This window comes from Micromonospora sp. M42 (assembly GCF_000568915.1).
Lineage (GTDB): Bacteria > Actinomycetota > Actinomycetes > Mycobacteriales > Micromonosporaceae > Micromonospora > Micromonospora chalcea.
The window spans coordinates 2,131,028-2,149,496 of record NZ_KK037233.1 but is presented as its reverse complement, the minus strand read 5'-3'; the positions used below and the strand labels follow the sequence as shown (position 1 = coordinate 2,149,496).

Sequence of the window (18,469 nt, the reverse complement as noted above, 5' to 3'; positions counted from 1 at the left end):
GGTCCCGCCGTGGATCGGGAGACGTTCCGGGAGGCGCTCGACGCCGCCGACCGGGCTGCTCCCGTCCCGGCGTCGCCGAATCGGCTGGCCCCGGCGCGCCAGGTCGGCGAGCATGTCGGCATGGCCGGTTCGACGGGTGCGAGGCTGCCGCTTCAGGGCGGGCTGCCACCCGGCGAGGCGCTGACCGGCGCGGTGCGGGAGATCGCCTGCGACGAGTCCGGCTTCTCCGGCACCAACCTGCTTGACCCGGCCACCCCGGTGATCGTCCACGCCAGTGTCGACCTGGGCCGCGACGAAGCCGCCGAGCTGATCCGTACGCTGCGGTCCGGGTTCCGGTTCTCGCCCGACGAGGTCAAGTCCCGGCAGTTCCTGCGCCGTCGCGAAGCCGCCGAGGCGGTGCAGTGGTTCCTGGCGGCGCTACGCGGCCGGGCCCACGTGCACCTCGTCGACAAGGAGTTCTTCCTCGCCACCCGGGTCGTCGACCTGCTGCTGGCCGAGCCGTCCTACGCGGCGGGCACCCGCCTCGCCGGTGACCGGCGTCCGGCCGCGGCGGCGCTGCACCGGGCCGGGCGGGCGGCCGGGCCCGACTGGGCGGCCTTCCTCGCCGCAGTGGTCGAGATGCTGCGCACCAAGCGGCGGGACCGGGCCGACGACCGGAGCGTCGAGCGGTTCTTCGCCGCGCGCGACGTGCTGCGGCGCCACGTCGACGACACGCGGGCCGGCGCGGTCCTCGACGCGCTCGACCCGGCCCGCGTGGCAGCCGTGCAGGCCCGGTTGTACGCGGGCGACCGGACGATCCCGCCACCGCTGGAACCGCTGCTGCCGGCGCTGGCCGAGACCGTCCTGCACTGGAGCGCCGGCCTGCGGCGGGTGCTGGTGATCCACGACGAGCAGAGCGCGCTCACCGAGGACCGGCTCCGCCGCCTCCAGGCGGCGCTGGCCGCGGGCGACCCGGCCGGCCCCTCGCCGCTGGCCGGGCTGGTGATGACCGACTCGCGCGACGACCCGCGCGTCCAGGCCGCCGACCTGCTCGCCGGCGTGGCTCGCCGGATGCCCGGCGACGGGCCGCTGCGCCCGCTGCTGTCCCCACCCGCCCCGAACGCCGCAGCCGAGCCGGCGGAACAGGAGGCTACGTGATCCTGAGTGGCGTGACGCCTCGCCCCGGACTGCACTGCGAGACCACCACGCTCGGCGTGCTGACCCGGCACGCGGGCCTGGACCTCTCCGAGCCCATGCTGTTCGGCCTCGGCGAGGGGCTCGGCTTCGTCTACTGGGACGCCAAGAGCATGGACGTGCGGTTCCTCGGCGGGCGCACCAAGCCGCTGTGCGTGACCCGCGCCGCCGCCCACCGCCTCGGCCTGGACCTTCGGGTACGGGAGACGACGTCGGCGGCCAGGGCGTGGCGCAACGTCACCGAGGCGCTGGACGCGGGGCAGCCGGTCGGCCTGCAACTGGACTCGTACCACCTGGACTACTTCACCACCCGGGTCCACTTCGGCGGGCACACCGTCGCCATCTACGGCTACGACGACACCCACGCCCACCTGGTCGACACCGCCCAGCAGGGCGGCGCGGTGACCACCACGCTGGACAGCCTGGCCCGGGCCCGTGCCGCGCGGGGGCCGATGACCGCGCGCCACCTGTCGTACACGCTCACCGCGCCCGGCGGCCCGCCGGACCTGGGCACGGCGATCCGCGCGGCGGTACGCGCCAACGCCGCAGCGTTCCTCGACCCGCCGATCGCCAACCTCGGCCACCGGGGGATCGCCACCGCCGCCGCCCGGGTGACCCGCTGGCTGGACCGCGCCGCCGACCCGGCACGTGACCTGCCGCTCGCCGCGACGCTGATAGAACGCGGCGGAACCGGCGGCGCGCTGTTCCGCGCCATGTACCGGGACTTCCTCGCCGAGGCCGCCACCGTCACCGGCGACGCCCACCTGCGCCGGGCGCAGCTGATGTACGCCGACATCGCGCCGCTGTGGACCGCCGTCGCCGACCACATCGCCACCGCCGGGCGGACCGGCGACGCGGTCCACCTGACCCGCGCCTCGGCGGTCCTCGCCGACCTGGCCGTCCGTGAACGCGAGGCGATGACGGTGCTGGCCGCCGTCGACGCGGGGTAGGCGTCAGCTCAGCTGCTCGGCCAGCGCCACGATGACGCCCGCAGGGCCGCGCAGGTAGCACAGCCGGTAGACGTCCCCGTAGTCCGCCACCTCACCGATCAGCTCACCGCCGTGGGCCCGCAGCCGGGCCACCGTGTCGTCGACGTCGTCCACGGCGAACATGACCGACCGCAGGCCGAGCGTGTTCGGCGGCGCGTCCGACGGTTCGGCGGCGACGAGTGCCGGCGCCCGGAACCGCGTCAGTTCGAGCTTGCCGTGGCCGTCCGGGGTGCGCATCATCGCGATGTCGACACGCACGCCGTCCATGCCGTTGACCCGGTCCACCCAGGCCCCCTCGACCGGCATCTCGCCCTCCACCTCCATGCCGAGTTCGGTGAAGAAGGCGATCGCGGCCGGCAGGTCGTCCACCACGACGCTGACGTGGTCCATCCGCTGAAGCGTCACGCCCCGAGCATAGGGCGACGTCCGGCCTGGTCAGCTCATGTCGAGCGTGTACGCCGCCTCCCGCACGTCCGCGTCCGGATGGCGGCGCAACCCGATCAGCAGGTCCCGCCACGGCGTCCTCCAGCCGAACTCCGACCCGTGCGCCACGAGCGTCACCGCGAACAGCCCGCCCGGCCAGGTCGCCGCGCCCGGCGAGGACCGCCGGGTCGGGCCGCCGTCGCGATGAGCAGACGATGGCGGACGTGTTGCGCGCCGCGACCTGACCCTCGCCCTTATTCCGCAATTCCTAGAGAAATTGTAGATTTTCAGCGTTCTCCCAGGTGACCGGGATTGACATTAATCGGACCGTCGGGGATATTCCTAGCGGCGCGTCGGGGCGCGGGGCGGAGCAGGCGAGGTCTGCGGATTTCACCTGCGTGGCGTGCGGAAAGGTGTTCGTGCTGCCCCTGCTCCGCGGGGTCCGGATGAGGTTGGGAAATGATTAATCGGGCCGTTGAATTCGCCAAGCACAATTCGCCGAATTCTCTGCGCGTCAAGGCCCGGCGGGCGCAGATGGAAGCGCGCAACGCCCGTATGCGACTCACCGTTCCGGTGGCGGCCCGCAGCGAGTTCGCCAACATCTTCCACTGCACCGTCCGCAAGACCGGCAGCCAGTGGATCAAGGCGCTGTTCAGCGATCCGGCCGTCTACCGCCACTGCGGGCTGCTGCCCTACGACCCGCGCTTCTACTCCGGCGGCGCGACCGCGCCGGTGCCGGCCGGCCGCGTCGGCCTGGCGATCTTCCTCTCCCACAAGCGGTTCGAGGCGGTGCCCAAGGCCGGCAGCTACCGCGCGTTCTTCGTGATCCGCGACCCGCGCGACGTGGTCGTGTCCAGCTACTTCTCGCTGCGCAACTCGCACGCCCCGATGGGCGACATCCCGCAGGCGCGCAAGGCCCTCCAGGAACTGCCGAAGAAGGAGGGAATGCTCTACGTCATCGACCGGCTGCGCGACAAGAAGCAGTTCGGGCAGATGCGGTCCTGGGCGGTCGCGCCGAGCGACGAGACGTTCCGGCTGTTCCGCTACGAGGACCTGACCGGCGAGCGGCAGACCGAAGAGGTCGACCAGCTTCTGCGGCACTGTGGGATCACGCTGCCGCCGGCCGAGCTGGAGGCCCTGCTGGCCCGCTACAGCTTCACCAAGATGAAGAAGTCGAAGGAAACCCCCGGGCGGATCTCCCACTACCGCAAGGGCGCGTCCGGCGACTGGCGCAACCACTTCGACGACGACATCTACGCCGCGTACACGGCCGCCGCCGGTGACCTCGCGGAGATCCTCGGCTACCCCGCCCGGGACGAGACCCCGGCCCGCTGACCGTCGCCGTATGCTCCTGCCGTGGAGCTGCGGTTCACCACGCGCGCGTCCGACTCGGCCTGGATCGACACCGTGTGGACCTGCGTCAGCGACCGGGTCGACGAGATGACCTCGGTGGCGACGCCGTGCTGGGGGCTCGTGTTCTGGCAGCGCGACGGGCGCTCCTACGCGGCCGTCTCCGGCCCCGAGACCGCCACCGGCGCCGCGCCGGTGCCCGAGGGCGCGAGCTTCGTCGGTATCGAGTTCGCGGTCGGCACCTCGCTGCGGCTCGTACCCACGCCTGAGCTTGTGGACAGCGGCGCCGAGCTGCCCGACGTGAGCCGCCGGACGTTCCGCCTCGACGGCGGTTGGTGGGAGACACCCGGCCCGGACGACGCCGAGGCCCTGGTCGAGCGGCTGGTCCGGGCTGGCGTGGTGGTCCGCGACCCGCTCGTCACCGAGACCCTGCGCGGCGGCCGTCCACCGGCGTCACCGCGTACCCTCGAACGCCGCTTCCGGGCGGCGACCGGGCTGACCCGGGGCGCGGTGCGGCAGATCGACCGAGCGCGCCGGGCCGCCGTGCTGCTGGCCGCGGGCGGCCCGCCCGCCGACGCGGTCACCACCTTCGGGTACGTGGACGAGCCGCACCTGGCCCGCGCGCTGCGCCGGTACGTCGGACGGACGGCCGGTGAGCTGCGCGCGGGCGCCGGTGGCGCGATCGCGCTGGACCCGGCTCAGCGGGTCACGTCGTAGATCAGCTTGACGACGCCGTTGGGGTAGGCGGCGCTGTCGCGCAGCCGCAGCGTCTGCCGGTCCCGGTCCGCCCGGGTGAACAGGCCCTTGCCGGCGCCGAGCAGCACCGGGAAGACGAGCAGGTGGTACCGCTCGATCAGGTCCGCCTCGGCGAGACGGCGGGCGAGTTCCGCGCTGCCGTGGATGAAGATGTCGCCGCCGTCGCCCCGCTTGAGCGCGGCCACGTCGGCGGTGGAGCGCAGGATCGTCGTCGGTCCCCAGCCGTCGACCAGCGCGTCGTCGGGCAGGCTGGACGACACCACGTACTTCGGCAGGTCCCGGTAGGCGGCGTGGTCCTCGGAGTCGCGCCAGGTCGGCGCGAACGCCTCGTAGCTGCGCCGCCCGAACATCAGCGCCGTGGTCTGCTCCAGCTCCTCGCCCTTGAGGGAGAACGCCTCGGGCAGGAACTCGACGTCCTTGACGACCCAGCCGCCGCTGCGGTGGTCCTCGCCCGGGCCGCCGCCGGGGGAGTCCACCACGCCGTCGAGCGACATGAATCCGGTGTAGACAAGATCACGCATGCGGCAATGCTAGGAACGCCCGCCACCCGGTGTCTTGTACGGAACCGACACGCCCTCAGCAGCCGCACGACGCCCCGGCCGGCGCGGTGAGGTCGTCGGCGGGCCGGCGGACGAGCCCCGCGTCGGTGCGTACCGGGAAGCCCTCCCGCACCCAGTACTCGTATCCGCCGATCATCTCCTTGACCGGCCGGCCGAGCCGGGCGAACTCCAGCGCCGCACGGGTGGCGCCGTCGCAGCCCGGTCCCCAGCAGTAGGTGACCACCGTGGCGTCCGCCGGGATCAGCTCGGCGGCCCGGTCGGCGATCTGCGCGGTGGGCAGGTGGACGGCGCCGGGGATGTGCCCCTGCCGCCACGCCGCGAGGCTGCGCGAGTCGACCACGACCAGGCCGGTCACGCCCGCTTCCAGATCGGCGTGCACGTCGCTGACGTCGGCCTGGAAGGAGAGCCGGGCCGCGTAGTGGGCGACGGCGTCGGCGGGGCGGGCGGCGGGAATGCGCAGGACGTTCGACATGGCACCCATCGTGCCGACCGCCGTCCGGTGGCCCCAGTGGCGTGAGCGCCGCCCTTCGCTAACATCCCGCCATGAACCGTGCCACCGTGGCGGTGCTGGCGTACGAGGGCATGTCGGTGTTCGAGACCGGGATCGTCACCGAGGTCTTCGGCCTGCCCCGCCCGGAGTTCGACGTGCCCTGGTACGAGCTGACCGTCTGCGCGGAGACACCCGGCGCGGTGCGGCTGGTCGGCGGCGCCACGCTGCACACCGACCACGGCCTCGACGTGTTCGCCGGCGCCGGCACGCTGATCGTGCCCGGCGTCGCCGACGTGTACGCCGACCCGTCGCCCCGGCTGACCGCCGCGTTGCGTGCCGCGCACCGGCGCGGCGCCCGGATCGTGTCGATCTGCTCGGGCGCGTTCGCCCTGGCCGGCGCGGGCCTGCTCGACGGCCGCCGGGCCACCACCCACTGGCGGTACGCCGACCTGCTCGCCCGGCGGCACCCGGCGGTCCGCGTCGACCCGGACGTGCTGTACGTGGACCACGGGGACGTCCTCACCGGCGCCGGCAGCGCGGCCGGTCTCGACCTCTGCGTCCACCTGGTACGCCGCGACCACGGGCCGACGATCGCCAACGCGGTCGCCCGCCGGCTGGTCGTACCGCCGCACCGCGACGGCGGCCAGGCGCAGTTCGTCGAGGCGCCGGTCCCGGCCGACCCCGGCGACGACCGGCTCGCCGCGAGCATGTCATGGGCGCTGGCGAACCTGACCGCCGAGATCACCGTGGCCAGGCTGGCCCGGCAGGCGCACATGTCGCCCCGTACGTACCTGCGGCACTTCGCGCGGGCCACCGGCACCACGCCGATCCGCTGGCTGATCGACCGGCGCGTCCAGGCCAGCCTGCCGCTGCTGGAGACGACGAGCGCGCCGATCGAGGAGGTCGCCGCCACTGTGGGGTTCGAGACGGCGGTGACGTTCCGGCACCACTTCACCGCCGCGATGCGGACCTCGCCGTCGGCGTACCGGCGGGCCTTCACCGGGGCGTCAGGCGGCGCTCACGCCCCGGGCAGCGGTACGACGTAGGAGTCGACGCGGGCGATGAGCCCGTCCCGGAACGTGAACAGGTCGTTGAAGGCGAAGCGGAACGGCCCGTGCGCGACGGTGGCGCCCCGGCCCTCGCCGGTGACCACGACGACCGGCCCGTCCTCGATCACGCGCTCGACGTCGAGCCGTGGACTGCCGGTGAACGCGGGGTTCTCGATCTCGCCGTCGAACTCGGCCCGGCCGCGGGTGGTGCGGTGGCCGTGGATGACCCACTCCACGTCGTCGGTGAGGGTGGCGAGGATGCGCTCGTGGTCGCTCGCCCGGAAGCCGGCGAAGTATTCCGCGACCAGGTCACGCTGGGTTGCTCGGGGCACTGTCGTCTCCATCGTCGTGGTGTCGGAGGTGGGCGGCGAGCGCGTCGAGGATCGAGGCGAGCCCGTCCGCGGCCTGGTCGGTACGCAACTCGGGCGGAAGCTTGCGCTGGTGCACCGTCAGGTCGGTGCCGTCGCGCGCGGGCCGGAGCGTGACGGTCGTACGCAGGCCGGTGACCGGCTCGTCGAAGACCAGCTCCCGTGGCGGGTCCACGCTGACGTAGACGAACCGGAGCCGCCCGGTCCGGCCGTCGGGCGCGCGTGTGTCGAGGGCGAACTCCCCGCCCGGCCGCAGGTCGACGGTCACCGAGCCCGGCGGCACGCTGGCGTGCGAACCGCCCCAGAACGCGGCGATGCTCGCCGGCGAGGTGAAGGCCGCCCAGACCCGGTCCGGCGCGGCGGGCAGGTGCCGCCGGGCGATCAGCTCGTCGCCGTGCCGTTCGACGCGCGTCCTCACCGGGTCGCCTCCGGGTCGGAGAGGTGCGTCTCCAGCGCGTCGAGACGGTCGTCCCAGGCGCGGCGTTGCTCGTCGATCCACGAGCCGAGCCGGGTGAGCTGGTTGACGCGCAGCCGGCAGGGTCGCCGGGTGCCCTCCCGTCGCTGCTCGACCAGGCCGCACCGGCGCAGCACGCCGACGTGGTGGGAGATCGCCTGCGGCGTCAGGTCGAACGGCTCACCCAGCTCGCCCACGGTGGCCTCCCCGCGCGCGAGGCGGGTCACCAGGGCGCGGCGGACCGGGTCGCCGAGCGCGGCGAAGGCGAGATCGAGGTCCGGATCGGAGCGCATGCCCTCACGCTAGCGCAAACACAGGTTTGCGCAAACAACCCTTTGTTTATGCTCGCGCCGGGTCAGAGCGCGCCGCTGCGGACGGCCTCGTAGATGGTGCTGATCGTCGGTGTGAAGCCGAGGCTGCGGGCGAGGCTGACGTCCATCTGCCCCCGCCACGGCTGACGGAGCGGTTCGGCGGAGGAGCCGTAGGAGTAGCCGACGAGCTGGGACATCTCGTAGATGCTCAGGGGCGACTCGTCGGCGATGTTGACGGTGCGGTTGTCGAACGCGCCCGTGAGGGCCAGTGCGAACGCCGTGGCGATGTCGGCGTGGTGGCAGACGCTCAGCCTCTGTGCCGGGTGCCACCCCATGCCGGCCGCGAGTTCGGGCAACGATTCGAGGTGCCCGTCCCGGTCGCCGTAGATGAAGGGAAGGCGCAGGATGCCCCAGGTGAGCCCGCTGGCGCGAAGCAGCTGCTCGGCTTCGATCTTGCTGGCGGGGTAGGCCAGCGTCGGCGCGACGGGGTCGTCCTCACGCCCGGGGTGGGTGCTGTCGGCGCCGTAGACGTGGGAGGTGCTGGCCAGCAGGAACCGGGCCTGCGGCGCGTGCTTCTCGACGGCGGCGATCAGGTTGCGGGTGCCGTCACGGTTGACGGCCCAGATCTGCTCGTCGTCGCGGGTGCGGAACACGGCGGCCAGGTGGATGACCGCGGTGACCGCTTCCACGGCCGCCGGCAGGGATTCGGGGCTGAGGACGTCACCCTCGACGCGCCGTACGCCGTCGGGCACTGCTCTTCCGGGACGGACGAGGGCGCGGCACTCGACACCCGCCGCGGTGAGTCGCCCGAGCAGGCGGGGGCCGACCAGGCCCGTTCCGCCGGTCACGAGAACGGTCATGACCCGTGCTCCTTCCGGTAGTCGATCAGTCGTCTGGTCGCGCCGCTGAGGACGCGATTCATGGTCTCGATGTCCGCGGGGTCGACCCCGCCGAAGGCGACCTCCGCGATCAACGCCATCGGATCGGGGAGCGAGTTCCACAGGTTCACGCCGGCCGGCGTGATGTGCAGCTGTTTCTGACGCTGGTCGTCCGGGTCGGGCACCTGTTCGATCAGGCCTTTGCGGACGAGCGCCGCGATCACCGCGCTGAGGGTCGCCCGTTCGACCTCCAGTTCGCGGGTGAGGGTGCGCTGGCCGACCGGCCGGCCCTCACTCAGCCGGTACAACACGTACCACTGGGTGTTTCCGAGATCGTAGGGGCGCAGCACGGACTCCATCAGGGCCCGGCTGGCGAGGAAGTATTTCTTCGCCCAGACGCCCGGAGCGGCCAGCTCGTAGGCGTTCATGTCGTTAGGCACCTGACAACATTGTCAGGTGCCTAACGACATGTCAAGAGGTGGCTGCGCGCCGGAACGCCACGGGGCGCCCGGCAGTTGGGGGAGCAGGGGACTGACGCCGTTTCGGGCGGCGTGGCATCGGGAACGTCGTCGGGACGGGCACGGGACGGAGGTCGACATGAGGACACCGAGTCGCCGTAGGCGGATGCTTGGCGTACCCCTGCTCGTCACCGCGCTGCTGGCCGGCGCGTGCGGCGACGGCGGTGGGGACGACGGCGGCGCCGCGGACCCGAGCGCGACCTCGGCCACCGCCCCCGCGACGCCGGAGACGTCGCAGTCGTCCGGCGGGCGCGTGACGATCCCGACGTCCGCCTTCGCCGACCTGCCGCCGGAGCTGCGCAAGACCGAGGCGCAGCCGATGGAGGTCACCGACGCGCTGCCCGAGTTGTGCGACCAGGAGTTCCGCAGCGGCGGACGGTCGGTCACCGCGAGCGCCGCCATGACGAGCGCCTACAAGAAGCCGACGGACCCGCCGGAGAACGTCCCCTTCGGCACGCTGCACCAGACCGTCTTCGCGTTCGAGGGCACCGGCGCCGCCGACTACCTGCGCCGGGTCCGCGGGGCGATGGAGTCCTGCCGGTCGTTCCAGGAGTCGGGCGGCACCGTCACCGTCCGGTCCGAGCCGATGGCCCGGACCGGCGACGAAGCCCTGCTGGTGACGGTGACGCGACCGGCTACCGGCCTCGACGGCAGCCCGGCCGAAGGGCAGGCCACCAGCCAGATCATCGTGATCCGGGTCGCCGACGCGGTCACCGTCGTGCACGACCAGGGCTGGGAGGGCGCCAGCAACGACCCCGGCCTGTCCGACGACATCGCCGCCGCCGCGGTCCGCGGCCTCGACTCCTGGCAGCGCTGAGCGACTGACGGCGGCCGGACGGGGCAAACGGGAGCGGGATCGCCGGGCAGAATGGGCGGGCGACCGCAGCCGCGACGCGATGGGGGCCCGCCATGACCGCACATCCGCACGTCGTCGTCCTCGGAGCCGGCGTGAGCGGGCTCAGCACCGGCATCCGGCTGGCCGAGAGCGGCGCCCGGGTGCTCGTCCGCACGGCGGTGCCGCCCGCCCGCACCACCTCGGCGCTGGCGTCGGCGCTCGTCGGCCCGAACCTGTCGCCACCCGGCGACCCGCAACGCGCCTGGACCGACGAGACGCTGCGGGTGCTCGGCGCCGAGCCCATGCCGGGCGTGGTGTGGCGCGACGGCACGCTCGCCGCCCGGCCGGCCGGGGCGACGCCCCCGTACGCCGAGCAGACGCCGGGCTTCCGGCAGCTCGGCGACGACGAGCGGCCGGCCGGCTTCGGCACCGCGTTCACCGTCCGCCTGCCGCTGGTCGACATGCCGGTCTACCTCGCGTACCTCCTGGAGCGACTCCGCGACGGCGGCGGCGAGGTGCGCCAGGAGCCGGTCGGCTCGCTGGACGAGGCGGCGACGCTGGCCCCGGTGGTGGTCAACTGCGCCGGGTTGGCGGCGCGGGCCCTGACCGGCGACACCGGCCTGTACCCGGTGCGCGGCCCCCGGATCGTGGTGCGCAACCCCGGCCTGGAACGGTTCTTCATGGAGGCGCCGATGGCGCCGGCCTGGGCGTCGATCTTCCCGCACGGCGACCACGTGGTGCTCGGCGGCGGCCAGCGACGCAGCGACGACACCACCCCCGATCCGGCCGAGGAGGCCGACGTCCTCGCCCGGTGCGTCGCGATCGAACCCGCCCTGGCCGCCGCCGAGGTCCTCGAACACACAGTCGGGCTGCGTCCCGGCCGGGCGGCGCCGCGCGTGGCGGCGCAGCGGCGCGGCGACGCGCTCGTCGTGCACAACTACGGCCACGCGGGCAACGGCGTGATGCTGTCCTGGGGCTGCGCCCGCGACGCCGCCGCGCTCGCCCTCGGCGCCGCGCCGTCCGCCTGACGGCACGGTCAGGACACGGCGGTACGCACCAGCTCGGCGAGCTTCTTCTCCACCTCCGGGCTCCACCGCACCAGCGCGAACGACGCCGGCCACATGTCGCCGTCGTCGAGGTTCGCCGCCTCCTGGAAGCCCACCGTCGAGTAGCGGTACTTGAACTTCCCCGCGTCCTGGAAGAACACGACGATCTTGCCGGCGGCGTTGGCGTACGCGGGCATGCCGTACCAGGTCTTCGGCGCCAGCTCCGGCGCGGCGGACATGATCGTCATGTGCACGCGCTCGGCCAGCTCGCGGTCCTCCGGCGCCATCTGCGCGATCCGGTCGAGCACCGCCTGCAGGTCGTCGGCCTTCTTCGCGCCCTTCCTGCCCTCGGCGCGCAGCTCGGCCGCGCGCTCCTTCATCGCGGCGCGTTCCTCGGCAGTGAACCCGTCGGACATCTCGATCCCCCCTCGTGACTCGCGGTCCGCGTGGTGCCGACCGCCTGGCAGCAACGCTATGGCCCGGCGGTGGGCGCCCGCTTCTCGATTCCTGACCACCTGCCGGGACCACGGCGACCCGGCGCGGCACCTACCATCGCGGCCATGGCAACCCGGCTCGTACAGATCAACATGAAGGCACACGACGAGGTGGCGCTTGGCGGCTTCTGGGCGGAGGTGCTCGGCTGGGAGATGTCCAGCGAGGAACCCGGCGTGACCAACCTCGAACCCGCGGGCCTCACCTACCCGGACCCCCGCGCCCTCTACGTCGACCTCGTCGTCTCCACCGAGCCCAAGACGGCGAAGAACCGCGTCCACGTCGACCTCGCGACCACCTCGCCCGCGCACCACACGGAGCTGGTCGCGCGCCTGACCGCGCTCGGCGCCACCCCCGCAGACGTGGGCCAGGGCGACGTGCCGTGGACGGTCCTGGCGGACCCGGAGGGCAACGAGTTCTGCGTACGCGAGCCGGACCCGCGGCACGCGGACACCGGGCCGATCGGCGAGGTGGTGGTCGACTGCGCCGACCCGCGCGCCATGGCGGACTTCTGGGGCCGGGCCACCGACTGGACCGTGCACGAGGTGACCGACCAGCAGGCGGTGCTGCGCTCCGCTCAGGGCGTCGGCCCGTACGTGCGGTTCGCCCGCAGCGCCGACGCGAAGACCGGGTGGAACCGCGTCCACCTCGACGTCCGCCCCTACGCGGGCGACGACCTGGACGCCGAGGTCGCCCGCCTGCGGACGCTCGGCGCCACCGACGCGGACCTGGGCGGGACCGACATCCCGTGGCGGGTGCTGGTCGACCCGGAGGGCAACGAGTTCTGCGTCCTCACCCCGGGCTGATCCGCGGACCGCGGCGCCGGGCGGGTACGACCGCCCGCCCGGCGTCGGTCAGGCCGGCCGGTTCTCCGCCCGGAACTCGTGGACCACCTCGATCGGCCCGACGATGTGCCGGTTGAACTCGTCGAGCTCCTCGGCCGGCACCCACAGCTCCAGGATGTCCCGGCCACCCACCTGCCGGACCGGGTAGCGGGCGGCGAACGCGCGCTCGACGTGGAAGCGCGTCACGTAGCCGGCGCCGGACGCCGGCACGTTCCAGTCCCGGGCGATCATGACGGCGTACTGCTCGTTGAGCACCGGGTAGAAGATCGGCTGGTCCGGCAGCCGCGGCGGCCAGGCCCGCCAGCCGGAGGCGCGGACGAGGTCGAGCTCCCGTGGGCCGGTCGGGCGCCACAGCGTCGTCGTCTCCGTCACCACGCACCCCTTCTGCCACGGTCATGGCACCGTACCGGCGGCGCGCCGCGACCGGCCATCGGGTTTCGGCAGCAGAATCGACAGCGGGTGCGATGAGTTCGCGAAGCCTCGGCGGTCCACCCTTCGACATCCCAGACAGACAGGTAGGGAGCACCGCGATGGCCAAAGTCATCTCCACGCTGTTCATCTCGGCCGACGGTGTCGCCGAGATCGACCCCGACTGGCACTTCCCGTACTTCGACGACAACATGGGCCGCGCCGTCACCGAGGACTACGACACCTCCGACGTGCTGCTGATCGGCCGGGAGACGTACGACAGCTTCGCCGGCGCCTGGCCGGACCGGGAGGCCGCCGGCGGTGAGGACGCGCCGTTCGCCAAGCAGCTCGGCGACATGCGCAAGGTCGTCGTGTCCCGCCAGCCGCTGGAGTTCTCCTGGCGCAACTCGGAGCTGATCCAGGGCGACCTGACCGACGCCGTGCGCGCGCTGAAGGCCGACGCCGGCATCAAGGGCATCCTCATCCCCGGCTCGATCTCGGTGGTGCAGCAACTGCTCGCCGCGGGCCTGGTGGACGAGCTGCGGCTGCTGGTGCACCCGGTCGCCGCCCGCAAGGGCCGCCGGCTGTTCGACGAGGGCGACGCGCCGTACCACCTGCGGGTGGCCGCGACGGAGGCGTACCCGACCGGCGTGATCCGGGTGATCTACACCCCGGCGTCGGCGCCGGGCGCGGCCGGGTACGACGACATCAAGGACCAGGTGCCGGCCGGCAGCTGACGATCACGGGGCGGCGGCGGCCCGGTGTGCCGTGAAAGGATCCGCCGGTGCGTCGTGCTCCGCTGCTGCTGATCCCTGCGGCCGTGGCCGCCGTCGCCCACGTCGTCGGCGTCCTGGTGGCCGCACCGCTCTGGCGCGGCGCGGAAGGTGCTGAGCCTGGCGCTGCTGCTGGCGTACGCCGTCGCCGCCGGACTGCCCGCCCCGCGCTGGGCGGTGCCGGCGGCGCTCGCACCGCTGATCGTGGACGCGGTCCGCACCATGCCGGCCGGGCCGGGCACCGGGGACTTCGGCTGGACGGTGTACGGCAGCGGCGACAGCGCCGTCGACCGGACGGCCGGCTTCGACGCGGCGCTCGCCGGGAGCTGGGCGGCGCTTGTCGCGGTGGCGGTGCTGCTGGTCGCGTGCCGGGGCCCTGGACGGCGCCGGCACCTGATCGCCGCCGCGGTCGCCGCCGCACCCGTCGTCGGGTACGCGGCAGTCCGGGTCACCGACATCGGCGTCGCCGTCGCCGCCGTCACCCCGGGCCTGGAGATCCGCACCGAGACCACGCTGACCCGGGTGGACACTATGGGTTGCGTCCACAGTGGGCAGTTACTCACAGGTCCTTAGAAGCCTACGTCAGCTGACACGCACTCAATATGGGAAACTCATATCCCGGTACCGAGGTAACACCCTAGATCAGGGGGCCCCCAGAACCCTTTGCAGGCCTAGGTTACCTTATCTAGGCCCACGTGTCTAGACTCCCACAACCGGAGAAAAGAGTGTGGGGGGTCCTCTTGCTAACTCACTCTGGATATTTTCCTTCTGGACACCGACCGGCGGGCATCAGCTCTTCGTACGACATCGGTTTGAGTATATAACATATACATTCAAGACGTCGAGAGGATTCTAAAGTGACTTGGTGTCTAGGCGATGGTTGATCCCCCTCGATTTCGGGCGTCGTCTTTGTAGCTTCAGGCGACAAGCAGTTATGTGATGTCAGTCGGCTGGACGGCACCGCCCTGTTCGCCTGGTACGCCATCCCGCCCACCTTGGCGATGCCGCAACGGTGGCGGCGTTGACGGTGGCGGTGGAGTTGGGCCGCGTACCTGCTGCTCGTCGCCGGGCTGACCCGGCGCGGACCGGGCCGCACCGGCGGCCGGTTGACCTCAGGCGGTCGACTCCAGCTCGTCGAAGGCCATGTTCCACCACGACTCCGGCTCGGCGAACGCGACCGGGTCGACCGGACGCAGGTCGTCGCGGATCGCCGCCGCGCGGGCGGCCCGTTCCCGCCCGCCGGGGTCGGTGGCGATGAGCTGGCCGAGCCGGTAGAGGAACTCCACGAACGCGGCGAACGTGCTGTTCACCGTCTCCAGGTTCGGTGTCTCCAGGTCGAGCAGGATCACCGCGCCGGTGCCCGCGTCCAGGCAGAACAGCAGCGCCGGGTCCTCCGGCGCGGAGCCGAGCACGACGTACGGGCGGGGGCCCTGGTCGCCCAGCTCGATCGACAGCGTGGAGAACAGCTCGACGTCGGGGACCGAGACGTCCACTGTGAACAGGATCGGCACCTCGACCGGCAGCGCGCCGTCGGGCGGGAACACCTCCGGCCCGAGCGGCCCGAGGATCGCGTCGAAGCGCTGGTCGGGGAAGTAGATGACGCCCCGCTCACCCCACAAGGCGGTGAGCTGTTCGCGGGTGACTGTCACGGCTGCGCCTCGTCCTCGTCCTCGTCCTCGGCTTCGGCCTCGTCGAGCAGGCCCTGCCGGTCGAGGAACGCGTACCACCCGTCGTCGTCGGTGACCAGCTCGGCGTAGCCGGGGCCGAGCACGTAGTAGTGCACGAACGAGTCGAGGTCCGGCGCCAGCTCCTCGAACGCGTCGCCCATGAACCACTCGGTGCCGGTCGGCGGGAAGTACCAGACCGCCCCGGTGGCGCGCTCCAGGAAGATCGGCTCGTCGCTGCGTGTGCCGACGACCAGCCAGCCGCCCTTGTCCTGGCCGATGGGGGAGAAGTCGGGCGCGTAGTCGAGGAAGTACTGGACACCGGGCAGCCGGCCGGTCGAGGCCAGCTCGAACGCGCCGGCCCGCAGGCCGTCGGCCACGAGCAGGAACTCGCGGACGCCGTCCGGCAGCTCCGCCGGCACGTCGCCCTCGTCGGCCGGGTCGCCGATCTGCCCGTACGCGAGACTGGCCGGCTCGTCCGCGGCCAGGTCGGCGCGGAGTTCGGCGAGAAGCTGCGCGAGATCGGAAGTCAATCCACTACCTCTATTCGGATCGGGGTTCCGTCCGGCAGATTCTGGATCTGCCCCCAGATCTGGGAGCCGATGTCCGTGTTGGTTCTACCATGCAGCAGCTTGAGGTTGTCGACGGTGTCCGGCCCGCCGAGCTGCAGTTCCCACACGTGGTCGGGGTGGTAGTCGCTGAGCCGTTGACTGAGCCGGTTGGCGAGGTCCTTGTCGTGCGGCCAGTACTTGTCCCAGATCTTCTGGCGGATCCGGTCCTTGTACCCGTCGGTGAGGTTCTTGTCGCGGGCCACCGGGTTGGTGGCCTTGTAGAGCTTGCCGTCGTCGCTGAGCTTCTTCAGCGCGGCCATCTTGCGCCGGAACTGGGCGGTGGCGTGGAAGTCCCGGCGCTGCACCCGGACGACCTTCGTCGGCAGGCTCCGGTTGGGCCCGGTGACCCGGACGATCGGCTTCTCCAGCTTCTCGACCGCCTTGCGGACGATCTTGCCGGCCGCCGGTTTCGCGGCGGCGCCCCGGCCGCGCCTCGGGCTAGGCATCGAGCAGTCTCCCGATGACCTGGTCGATGAGCGCGCCGACGATCTCCCGGGTGATGATCTGGAAGATCGGGATCTCGGCCAGCGAGGCGCCGAACGTGACCACGGCGGTGGCGATCGCCTGGGCGACCTCGAACGCGAGGATGGCGAGCTGCACGATCACCGCGATCTTCAGCGCCAGGACGATCGCCGCGCAGATGATCAGCCCGGCGCCGAGCAGCATCGCCGCGGGCATGCTGTCGTGCAGCACGACCGGCCCGTTCTGCTCGCCGCCCCACCACTTCTGGAACGCCGCGATCGCCGGACCGACGTTCTGCGTCCACACCTGCGCGGCAGCCGCGTCCGCCGCGCCGGCCGCCGCCCCGATCCGGCCGCCGAACTCCAGCCACGCCTGGCCCATCTCGAAGAGCTTCTCCTCGTCGGCGGCCGGCCAGGTGTAGCCGATCCAGCCGAGCGCGGTGACCAGCTCACCCGGTAGTTGCAGTCCCACGGCTCAGCCCAGCCCGCCGGCCAGCGAACGCATGGCGCCCGCGCCGTCCTCGTCGACCCGCTCGTACGAGTCGGCCATCCCGGCGATGTCGGCGCCGGCTGCGGTGAACTCGTCGGCGGCCATGCCGACGCAGTCGAAGATGTAGTTCGCCACCTCGGTGTAGGCGATGCCGATGAGCGACCCGATGTCGTCGGCGCCCCACGGCTCGCCGTAGCCCTGCATCCGTGCCTCGAACGCCTCCAGCTCGCCGGTGAACCGCTTGGCCGCGTCGGTGACGCCCCGCCCGGCGGCCCGGATCAGCGGCGGGTGCACCTCGAAGCCGCCGCCGCTCATCGCTGCCCGCCGCGTGCCATCCGCTCCTGCGCCTCGGTCAGCGCATCGAGGAACGACCCGAGCCGGGGAACGGCGGTGTCCCGTACCTCCTGCAACTGCTCCCGCAACTGCGACATGTCCGCGACCTGCGGATTCTCGCCGGTACGCAGCCCGTCGATCGCCGCGTTCACCGCGCTGACGATGTGCGCGGTCAGCTCCTCGGAGCCGAGCCGCATCAGCCGCGGCTCGACGTGTAGCGCGTGGAGCTTGCCGTCGCGTCCCATCTCGGCGCGGACCTGCCCGTCGGCGGCCTCGCCGACCGCCGGTGTCTCCGGCTCGTCCGCCGGCGGCGGACCCACTGTCCGAAGTGCCGCCATCGTCGCGTCGAGCATGCGGGTGAAGTCGCCGCTCATCGAAGGATCCGCACTCATGAGACCTCCCCAAGGCCAAACGCCACGAGCGTAACCGAGACGGACAAAGCGATTTGTCCCGTGCGCCGCCCGATCCGTCTTGGACACCGGGCGTCCGGGCGGCCACCATCGGCAGGAACACACGGGTACGGGTGACGGGAGCGGAACATGACCGAGGCGGACGTGGTGGTGGTCGGCGGCGGCGTCGTCGGGCTGACGACAGCGCTCACGCTCCAGCGGCGGGGTGCCCGGGTCACCGTGCTGACCGCCCACGACCCGGCCGACACGGTCTCCACCGTGGCCGCCGCCGTCTGGTACCCGAGCCACACCGACGAGGACCCACGGGTGCTGCGCTGGGCCCGGGACACCCACGCCGAGCTGCGCCGCCAGGCGGCCGACGGCGTGCCGTTTTGTGGTCGACTTTGCCCACCCGGATGTGGTTTTTTTTATCGCTACGCCGGGCCGCCCTGGTGGGCCGACGCCTGCGGCGACCTGGTGGTCGAGCCGGCGGAGCCGCCGTACACCGCGCTGCTGCGGTTCACCGCCCCGTCGGTGGAGATGACCCCGTACCTCACCTGGCTGCGGGAGCGCCTGGAGTCGGGCGGCGGCCGGGTCGTCCGCCGTGGCTGGGCACGCTCGCCGACGCGTACGAGGTCGCGCCGGTCGTGGTCAACGCGACCGGTCTGGCCGCCGGGCGGCTCGCCGCCGACCCGGCCGTGTACCCGGCGCGCGGGCACGTCCTGCTGGTGGCGAACCCTCGACCTGACCGTCTCGGGTTCGCGACGAGGGCGACCTCGGGCCGGCATCACGTACGTGCATCC

28 protein-coding genes are annotated in these 18,469 nt (G+C 72.5%); 11 read left to right on the top strand and 17 right to left on the bottom strand.

From position 1 onward, the window contains the following. Positions 1-9: 9 nt before the first annotated feature. Both MCBG_RS09725 and MCBG_RS09720 read left to right on the top strand, forming a co-directional pair. The gene (locus tag MCBG_RS09725; RefSeq protein WP_223201148.1) at positions 10-1,137 is read left to right on the top strand and encodes a DUF3800 domain-containing protein; all 1,128 of its coding nucleotides are present in this window, start codon (positions 10-12) and stop codon (positions 1,135-1,137) included. Between the two features lie 11 nt (positions 1,138-1,148). Next, positions 1,149-2,123 (top strand): BtrH N-terminal domain-containing protein, encoded by a 975-nt coding sequence (locus tag MCBG_RS09720; RefSeq protein WP_223201147.1) that lies wholly within the window; start codon positions 1,149-1,151, stop codon positions 2,121-2,123. Positions 2,124-2,126: 3 nt separating this feature from the next. On the opposite strand, the gene MCBG_RS09715 is transcribed toward MCBG_RS09720, so the two are convergent. Next, the gene (locus MCBG_RS09715; protein WP_043325181.1) at positions 2,127-2,552 is read right to left on the bottom strand and encodes a VOC family protein; all 426 of its coding nucleotides are present in this window, start codon (positions 2,550-2,552) and stop codon (positions 2,127-2,129) included. A gap of 45 nt (positions 2,553-2,597) precedes the next feature. Continuing rightward, positions 2,598-2,723, bottom strand: a complete 126-nt coding sequence (locus MCBG_RS34770; protein WP_255358599.1) for a hypothetical protein — start codon at positions 2,721-2,723, stop codon at positions 2,598-2,600. Between the two features lie 321 nt (positions 2,724-3,044). On the opposite strand from MCBG_RS34770, the gene MCBG_RS09710 reads away from it, so the two are divergent. Then, positions 3,045-3,920 carry a sulfotransferase domain-containing protein gene (locus MCBG_RS09710; protein WP_043325180.1) on the top strand — a complete coding sequence of 292 codons (876 nt, stop codon included), beginning with the start codon at positions 3,045-3,047 and terminating at the stop codon, positions 3,918-3,920. 21 nt (positions 3,921-3,941) lie between these two features. Then, on the top strand, positions 3,942-4,652 hold the full coding sequence (locus MCBG_RS09705; RefSeq protein WP_043325179.1) for a helix-turn-helix domain-containing protein: 711 nt from the start codon (positions 3,942-3,944) through the stop codon (positions 4,650-4,652). On the opposite strand, the gene MCBG_RS09700 is transcribed toward MCBG_RS09705, so the two are convergent. Together MCBG_RS09700 and MCBG_RS09695 are read right to left on the bottom strand one after the other, a co-directional pair. After that, complete coding sequence (locus MCBG_RS09700) at positions 4,634-5,212, bottom strand: dihydrofolate reductase family protein (RefSeq protein WP_043325178.1); 579 nt, start codon at positions 5,210-5,212, stop codon at positions 4,634-4,636. The two genes, MCBG_RS09705 and MCBG_RS09700, sit on opposite strands and share 19 nt — an antisense overlap. A gap of 55 nt (positions 5,213-5,267) precedes the next feature. Beyond that, a complete protein-coding gene (locus tag MCBG_RS09695) occupies positions 5,268-5,732 on the bottom strand; it encodes a rhodanese-like domain-containing protein (protein ID WP_043325177.1) in 465 nt (154 codons plus the stop codon). Positions 5,733-5,794: 62 nt separating this feature from the next. On the opposite strand from MCBG_RS09695, the gene ftrA reads away from it, so the two are divergent. Next, entirely contained in the window at positions 5,795-6,787 is a 993-nt protein-coding gene (ftrA, locus tag MCBG_RS09690) for a transcriptional regulator FtrA (protein ID WP_043325176.1), read from the top strand. Here ftrA and MCBG_RS09685 read toward each other — a convergent pair. The 5 genes from MCBG_RS09685 to MCBG_RS09665 all read right to left on the bottom strand — a co-directional run bounded on the left by MCBG_RS09685 (position 6,760) and on the right by MCBG_RS09665 (position 9,229). Then, positions 6,760-7,122 carry a nuclear transport factor 2 family protein gene (locus tag MCBG_RS09685; RefSeq protein WP_043325175.1) on the bottom strand — a complete coding sequence of 121 codons (363 nt, stop codon included), beginning with the start codon at positions 7,120-7,122 and terminating at the stop codon, positions 6,760-6,762. The two genes, ftrA and MCBG_RS09685, sit on opposite strands and share 28 nt — an antisense overlap. After that, positions 7,100-7,576, bottom strand: coding sequence for an SRPBCC family protein (locus MCBG_RS09680; protein ID WP_043325174.1), 477 nt, complete (start codon positions 7,574-7,576; stop codon positions 7,100-7,102). The genes MCBG_RS09685 and MCBG_RS09680 overlap by 23 nt, the downstream gene beginning before the upstream one ends. Then, complete coding sequence (locus MCBG_RS09675) at positions 7,573-7,905, bottom strand: ArsR/SmtB family transcription factor (RefSeq protein WP_043325173.1); 333 nt, start codon at positions 7,903-7,905, stop codon at positions 7,573-7,575. The genes MCBG_RS09680 and MCBG_RS09675 overlap by 4 nt, the downstream gene beginning before the upstream one ends. Positions 7,906-7,967: 62 nt before the next feature. Then, positions 7,968-8,783 (bottom strand): NAD-dependent epimerase/dehydratase family protein, encoded by an 816-nt coding sequence (locus tag MCBG_RS09670; RefSeq protein WP_043325172.1) that lies wholly within the window; start codon positions 8,781-8,783, stop codon positions 7,968-7,970. Beyond that, entirely contained in the window at positions 8,780-9,229 is a 450-nt protein-coding gene (locus MCBG_RS09665; RefSeq protein ID WP_043325171.1) for a MarR family winged helix-turn-helix transcriptional regulator, read from the bottom strand. Before MCBG_RS09665 ends, MCBG_RS09670 begins: the two co-directional genes overlap by 4 nt. Before the next feature lie 196 nt (positions 9,230-9,425). Here MCBG_RS09665 and MCBG_RS09660 point away from each other — a divergent pair, with 196 nt between their 5' ends. Together MCBG_RS09660 and MCBG_RS09655 are read left to right on the top strand one after the other, a co-directional pair. Continuing rightward, positions 9,426-10,136 (top strand): hypothetical protein, encoded by a 711-nt coding sequence (locus MCBG_RS09660; RefSeq protein ID WP_043325170.1) that lies wholly within the window; start codon positions 9,426-9,428, stop codon positions 10,134-10,136. A gap of 92 nt (positions 10,137-10,228) precedes the next feature. Continuing rightward, positions 10,229-11,182, top strand: a complete 954-nt coding sequence (locus MCBG_RS09655; RefSeq protein WP_043325169.1) for an FAD-dependent oxidoreductase — start codon at positions 10,229-10,231, stop codon at positions 11,180-11,182. A gap of 8 nt (positions 11,183-11,190) precedes the next feature. Here the strand turns inward: MCBG_RS09655 and MCBG_RS09650 are convergent, their stop codons facing one another. Beyond that, positions 11,191-11,616, bottom strand: a complete 426-nt coding sequence (locus MCBG_RS09650) for an iron chaperone (protein WP_043325168.1) — start codon at positions 11,614-11,616, stop codon at positions 11,191-11,193. Between the two features lie 144 nt (positions 11,617-11,760). On the opposite strand from MCBG_RS09650, the gene MCBG_RS09645 reads away from it, so the two are divergent. Then, positions 11,761-12,498 (top strand): VOC family protein, encoded by a 738-nt coding sequence (locus tag MCBG_RS09645; RefSeq protein WP_043325167.1) that lies wholly within the window; start codon positions 11,761-11,763, stop codon positions 12,496-12,498. 48 nt (positions 12,499-12,546) lie between these two features. Here MCBG_RS09645 and MCBG_RS09640 read toward each other — a convergent pair whose 3' ends face one another. Continuing rightward, positions 12,547-12,909 carry a hypothetical protein gene (locus tag MCBG_RS09640; protein ID WP_043325166.1) on the bottom strand — a complete coding sequence of 121 codons (363 nt, stop codon included), beginning with the start codon at positions 12,907-12,909 and terminating at the stop codon, positions 12,547-12,549. A 158-nt stretch (positions 12,910-13,067) separates the two neighbouring features. Here MCBG_RS09640 and MCBG_RS09635 point away from each other — a divergent pair, with 158 nt between their 5' ends. Beyond that, the gene (locus MCBG_RS09635; RefSeq protein ID WP_043325165.1) at positions 13,068-13,682 is read left to right on the top strand and encodes a dihydrofolate reductase family protein; all 615 of its coding nucleotides are present in this window, start codon (positions 13,068-13,070) and stop codon (positions 13,680-13,682) included. A 147-nt stretch (positions 13,683-13,829) separates the two neighbouring features. Further along, positions 13,830-14,291 (top strand): hypothetical protein, encoded by a 462-nt coding sequence (locus tag MCBG_RS09630; protein WP_223201146.1) that lies wholly within the window; start codon positions 13,830-13,832, stop codon positions 14,289-14,291. A gap of 539 nt (positions 14,292-14,830) precedes the next feature. Here the strand turns inward: MCBG_RS09630 and MCBG_RS09625 are convergent. The 6 genes from MCBG_RS09625 to MCBG_RS09600 are packed head-to-tail and all read right to left on the bottom strand — an operon-like array spanning position 14,831 to position 17,669. After that, positions 14,831-15,367: an SUKH-4 family immunity protein gene (locus tag MCBG_RS09625; protein WP_030499656.1), complete on the bottom strand. Its 537-nt coding sequence runs from the start codon at positions 15,365-15,367 to the stop codon at positions 14,831-14,833. Continuing rightward, positions 15,364-15,915: an SUKH-4 family immunity protein gene (locus MCBG_RS09620; protein WP_043325164.1), complete on the bottom strand. Its 552-nt coding sequence runs from the start codon at positions 15,913-15,915 to the stop codon at positions 15,364-15,366. Before MCBG_RS09620 ends, MCBG_RS09625 begins: the two co-directional genes overlap by 4 nt. Beyond that, the gene (locus MCBG_RS09615) at positions 15,912-16,439 is read right to left on the bottom strand and encodes a hypothetical protein (protein WP_043325163.1); all 528 of its coding nucleotides are present in this window, start codon (positions 16,437-16,439) and stop codon (positions 15,912-15,914) included. Before MCBG_RS09615 ends, MCBG_RS09620 begins: the two co-directional genes overlap by 4 nt. Further along, positions 16,432-16,926 carry a WXG100-like domain-containing protein gene (locus MCBG_RS09610; protein WP_043325162.1) on the bottom strand — a complete coding sequence of 165 codons (495 nt, stop codon included), beginning with the start codon at positions 16,924-16,926 and terminating at the stop codon, positions 16,432-16,434. The genes MCBG_RS09615 and MCBG_RS09610 overlap by 8 nt, the downstream gene beginning before the upstream one ends. A gap of 3 nt (positions 16,927-16,929) precedes the next feature. After that, entirely contained in the window at positions 16,930-17,259 is a 330-nt protein-coding gene (locus MCBG_RS09605) for a hypothetical protein (protein ID WP_043325161.1), read from the bottom strand. Further along, entirely contained in the window at positions 17,256-17,669 is a 414-nt protein-coding gene (locus tag MCBG_RS09600; RefSeq protein WP_043325160.1) for a YbaB/EbfC family nucleoid-associated protein, read from the bottom strand. Before MCBG_RS09600 ends, MCBG_RS09605 begins: the two co-directional genes overlap by 4 nt. A 147-nt stretch (positions 17,670-17,816) precedes the next feature. On the opposite strand from MCBG_RS09600, the gene MCBG_RS09595 reads away from it, so the two are divergent. Next, a partial coding sequence (locus tag MCBG_RS09595) for an FAD-dependent oxidoreductase (protein WP_223201145.1) occupies positions 17,817-18,469 on the top strand: 653 nt, incomplete at its 3' end.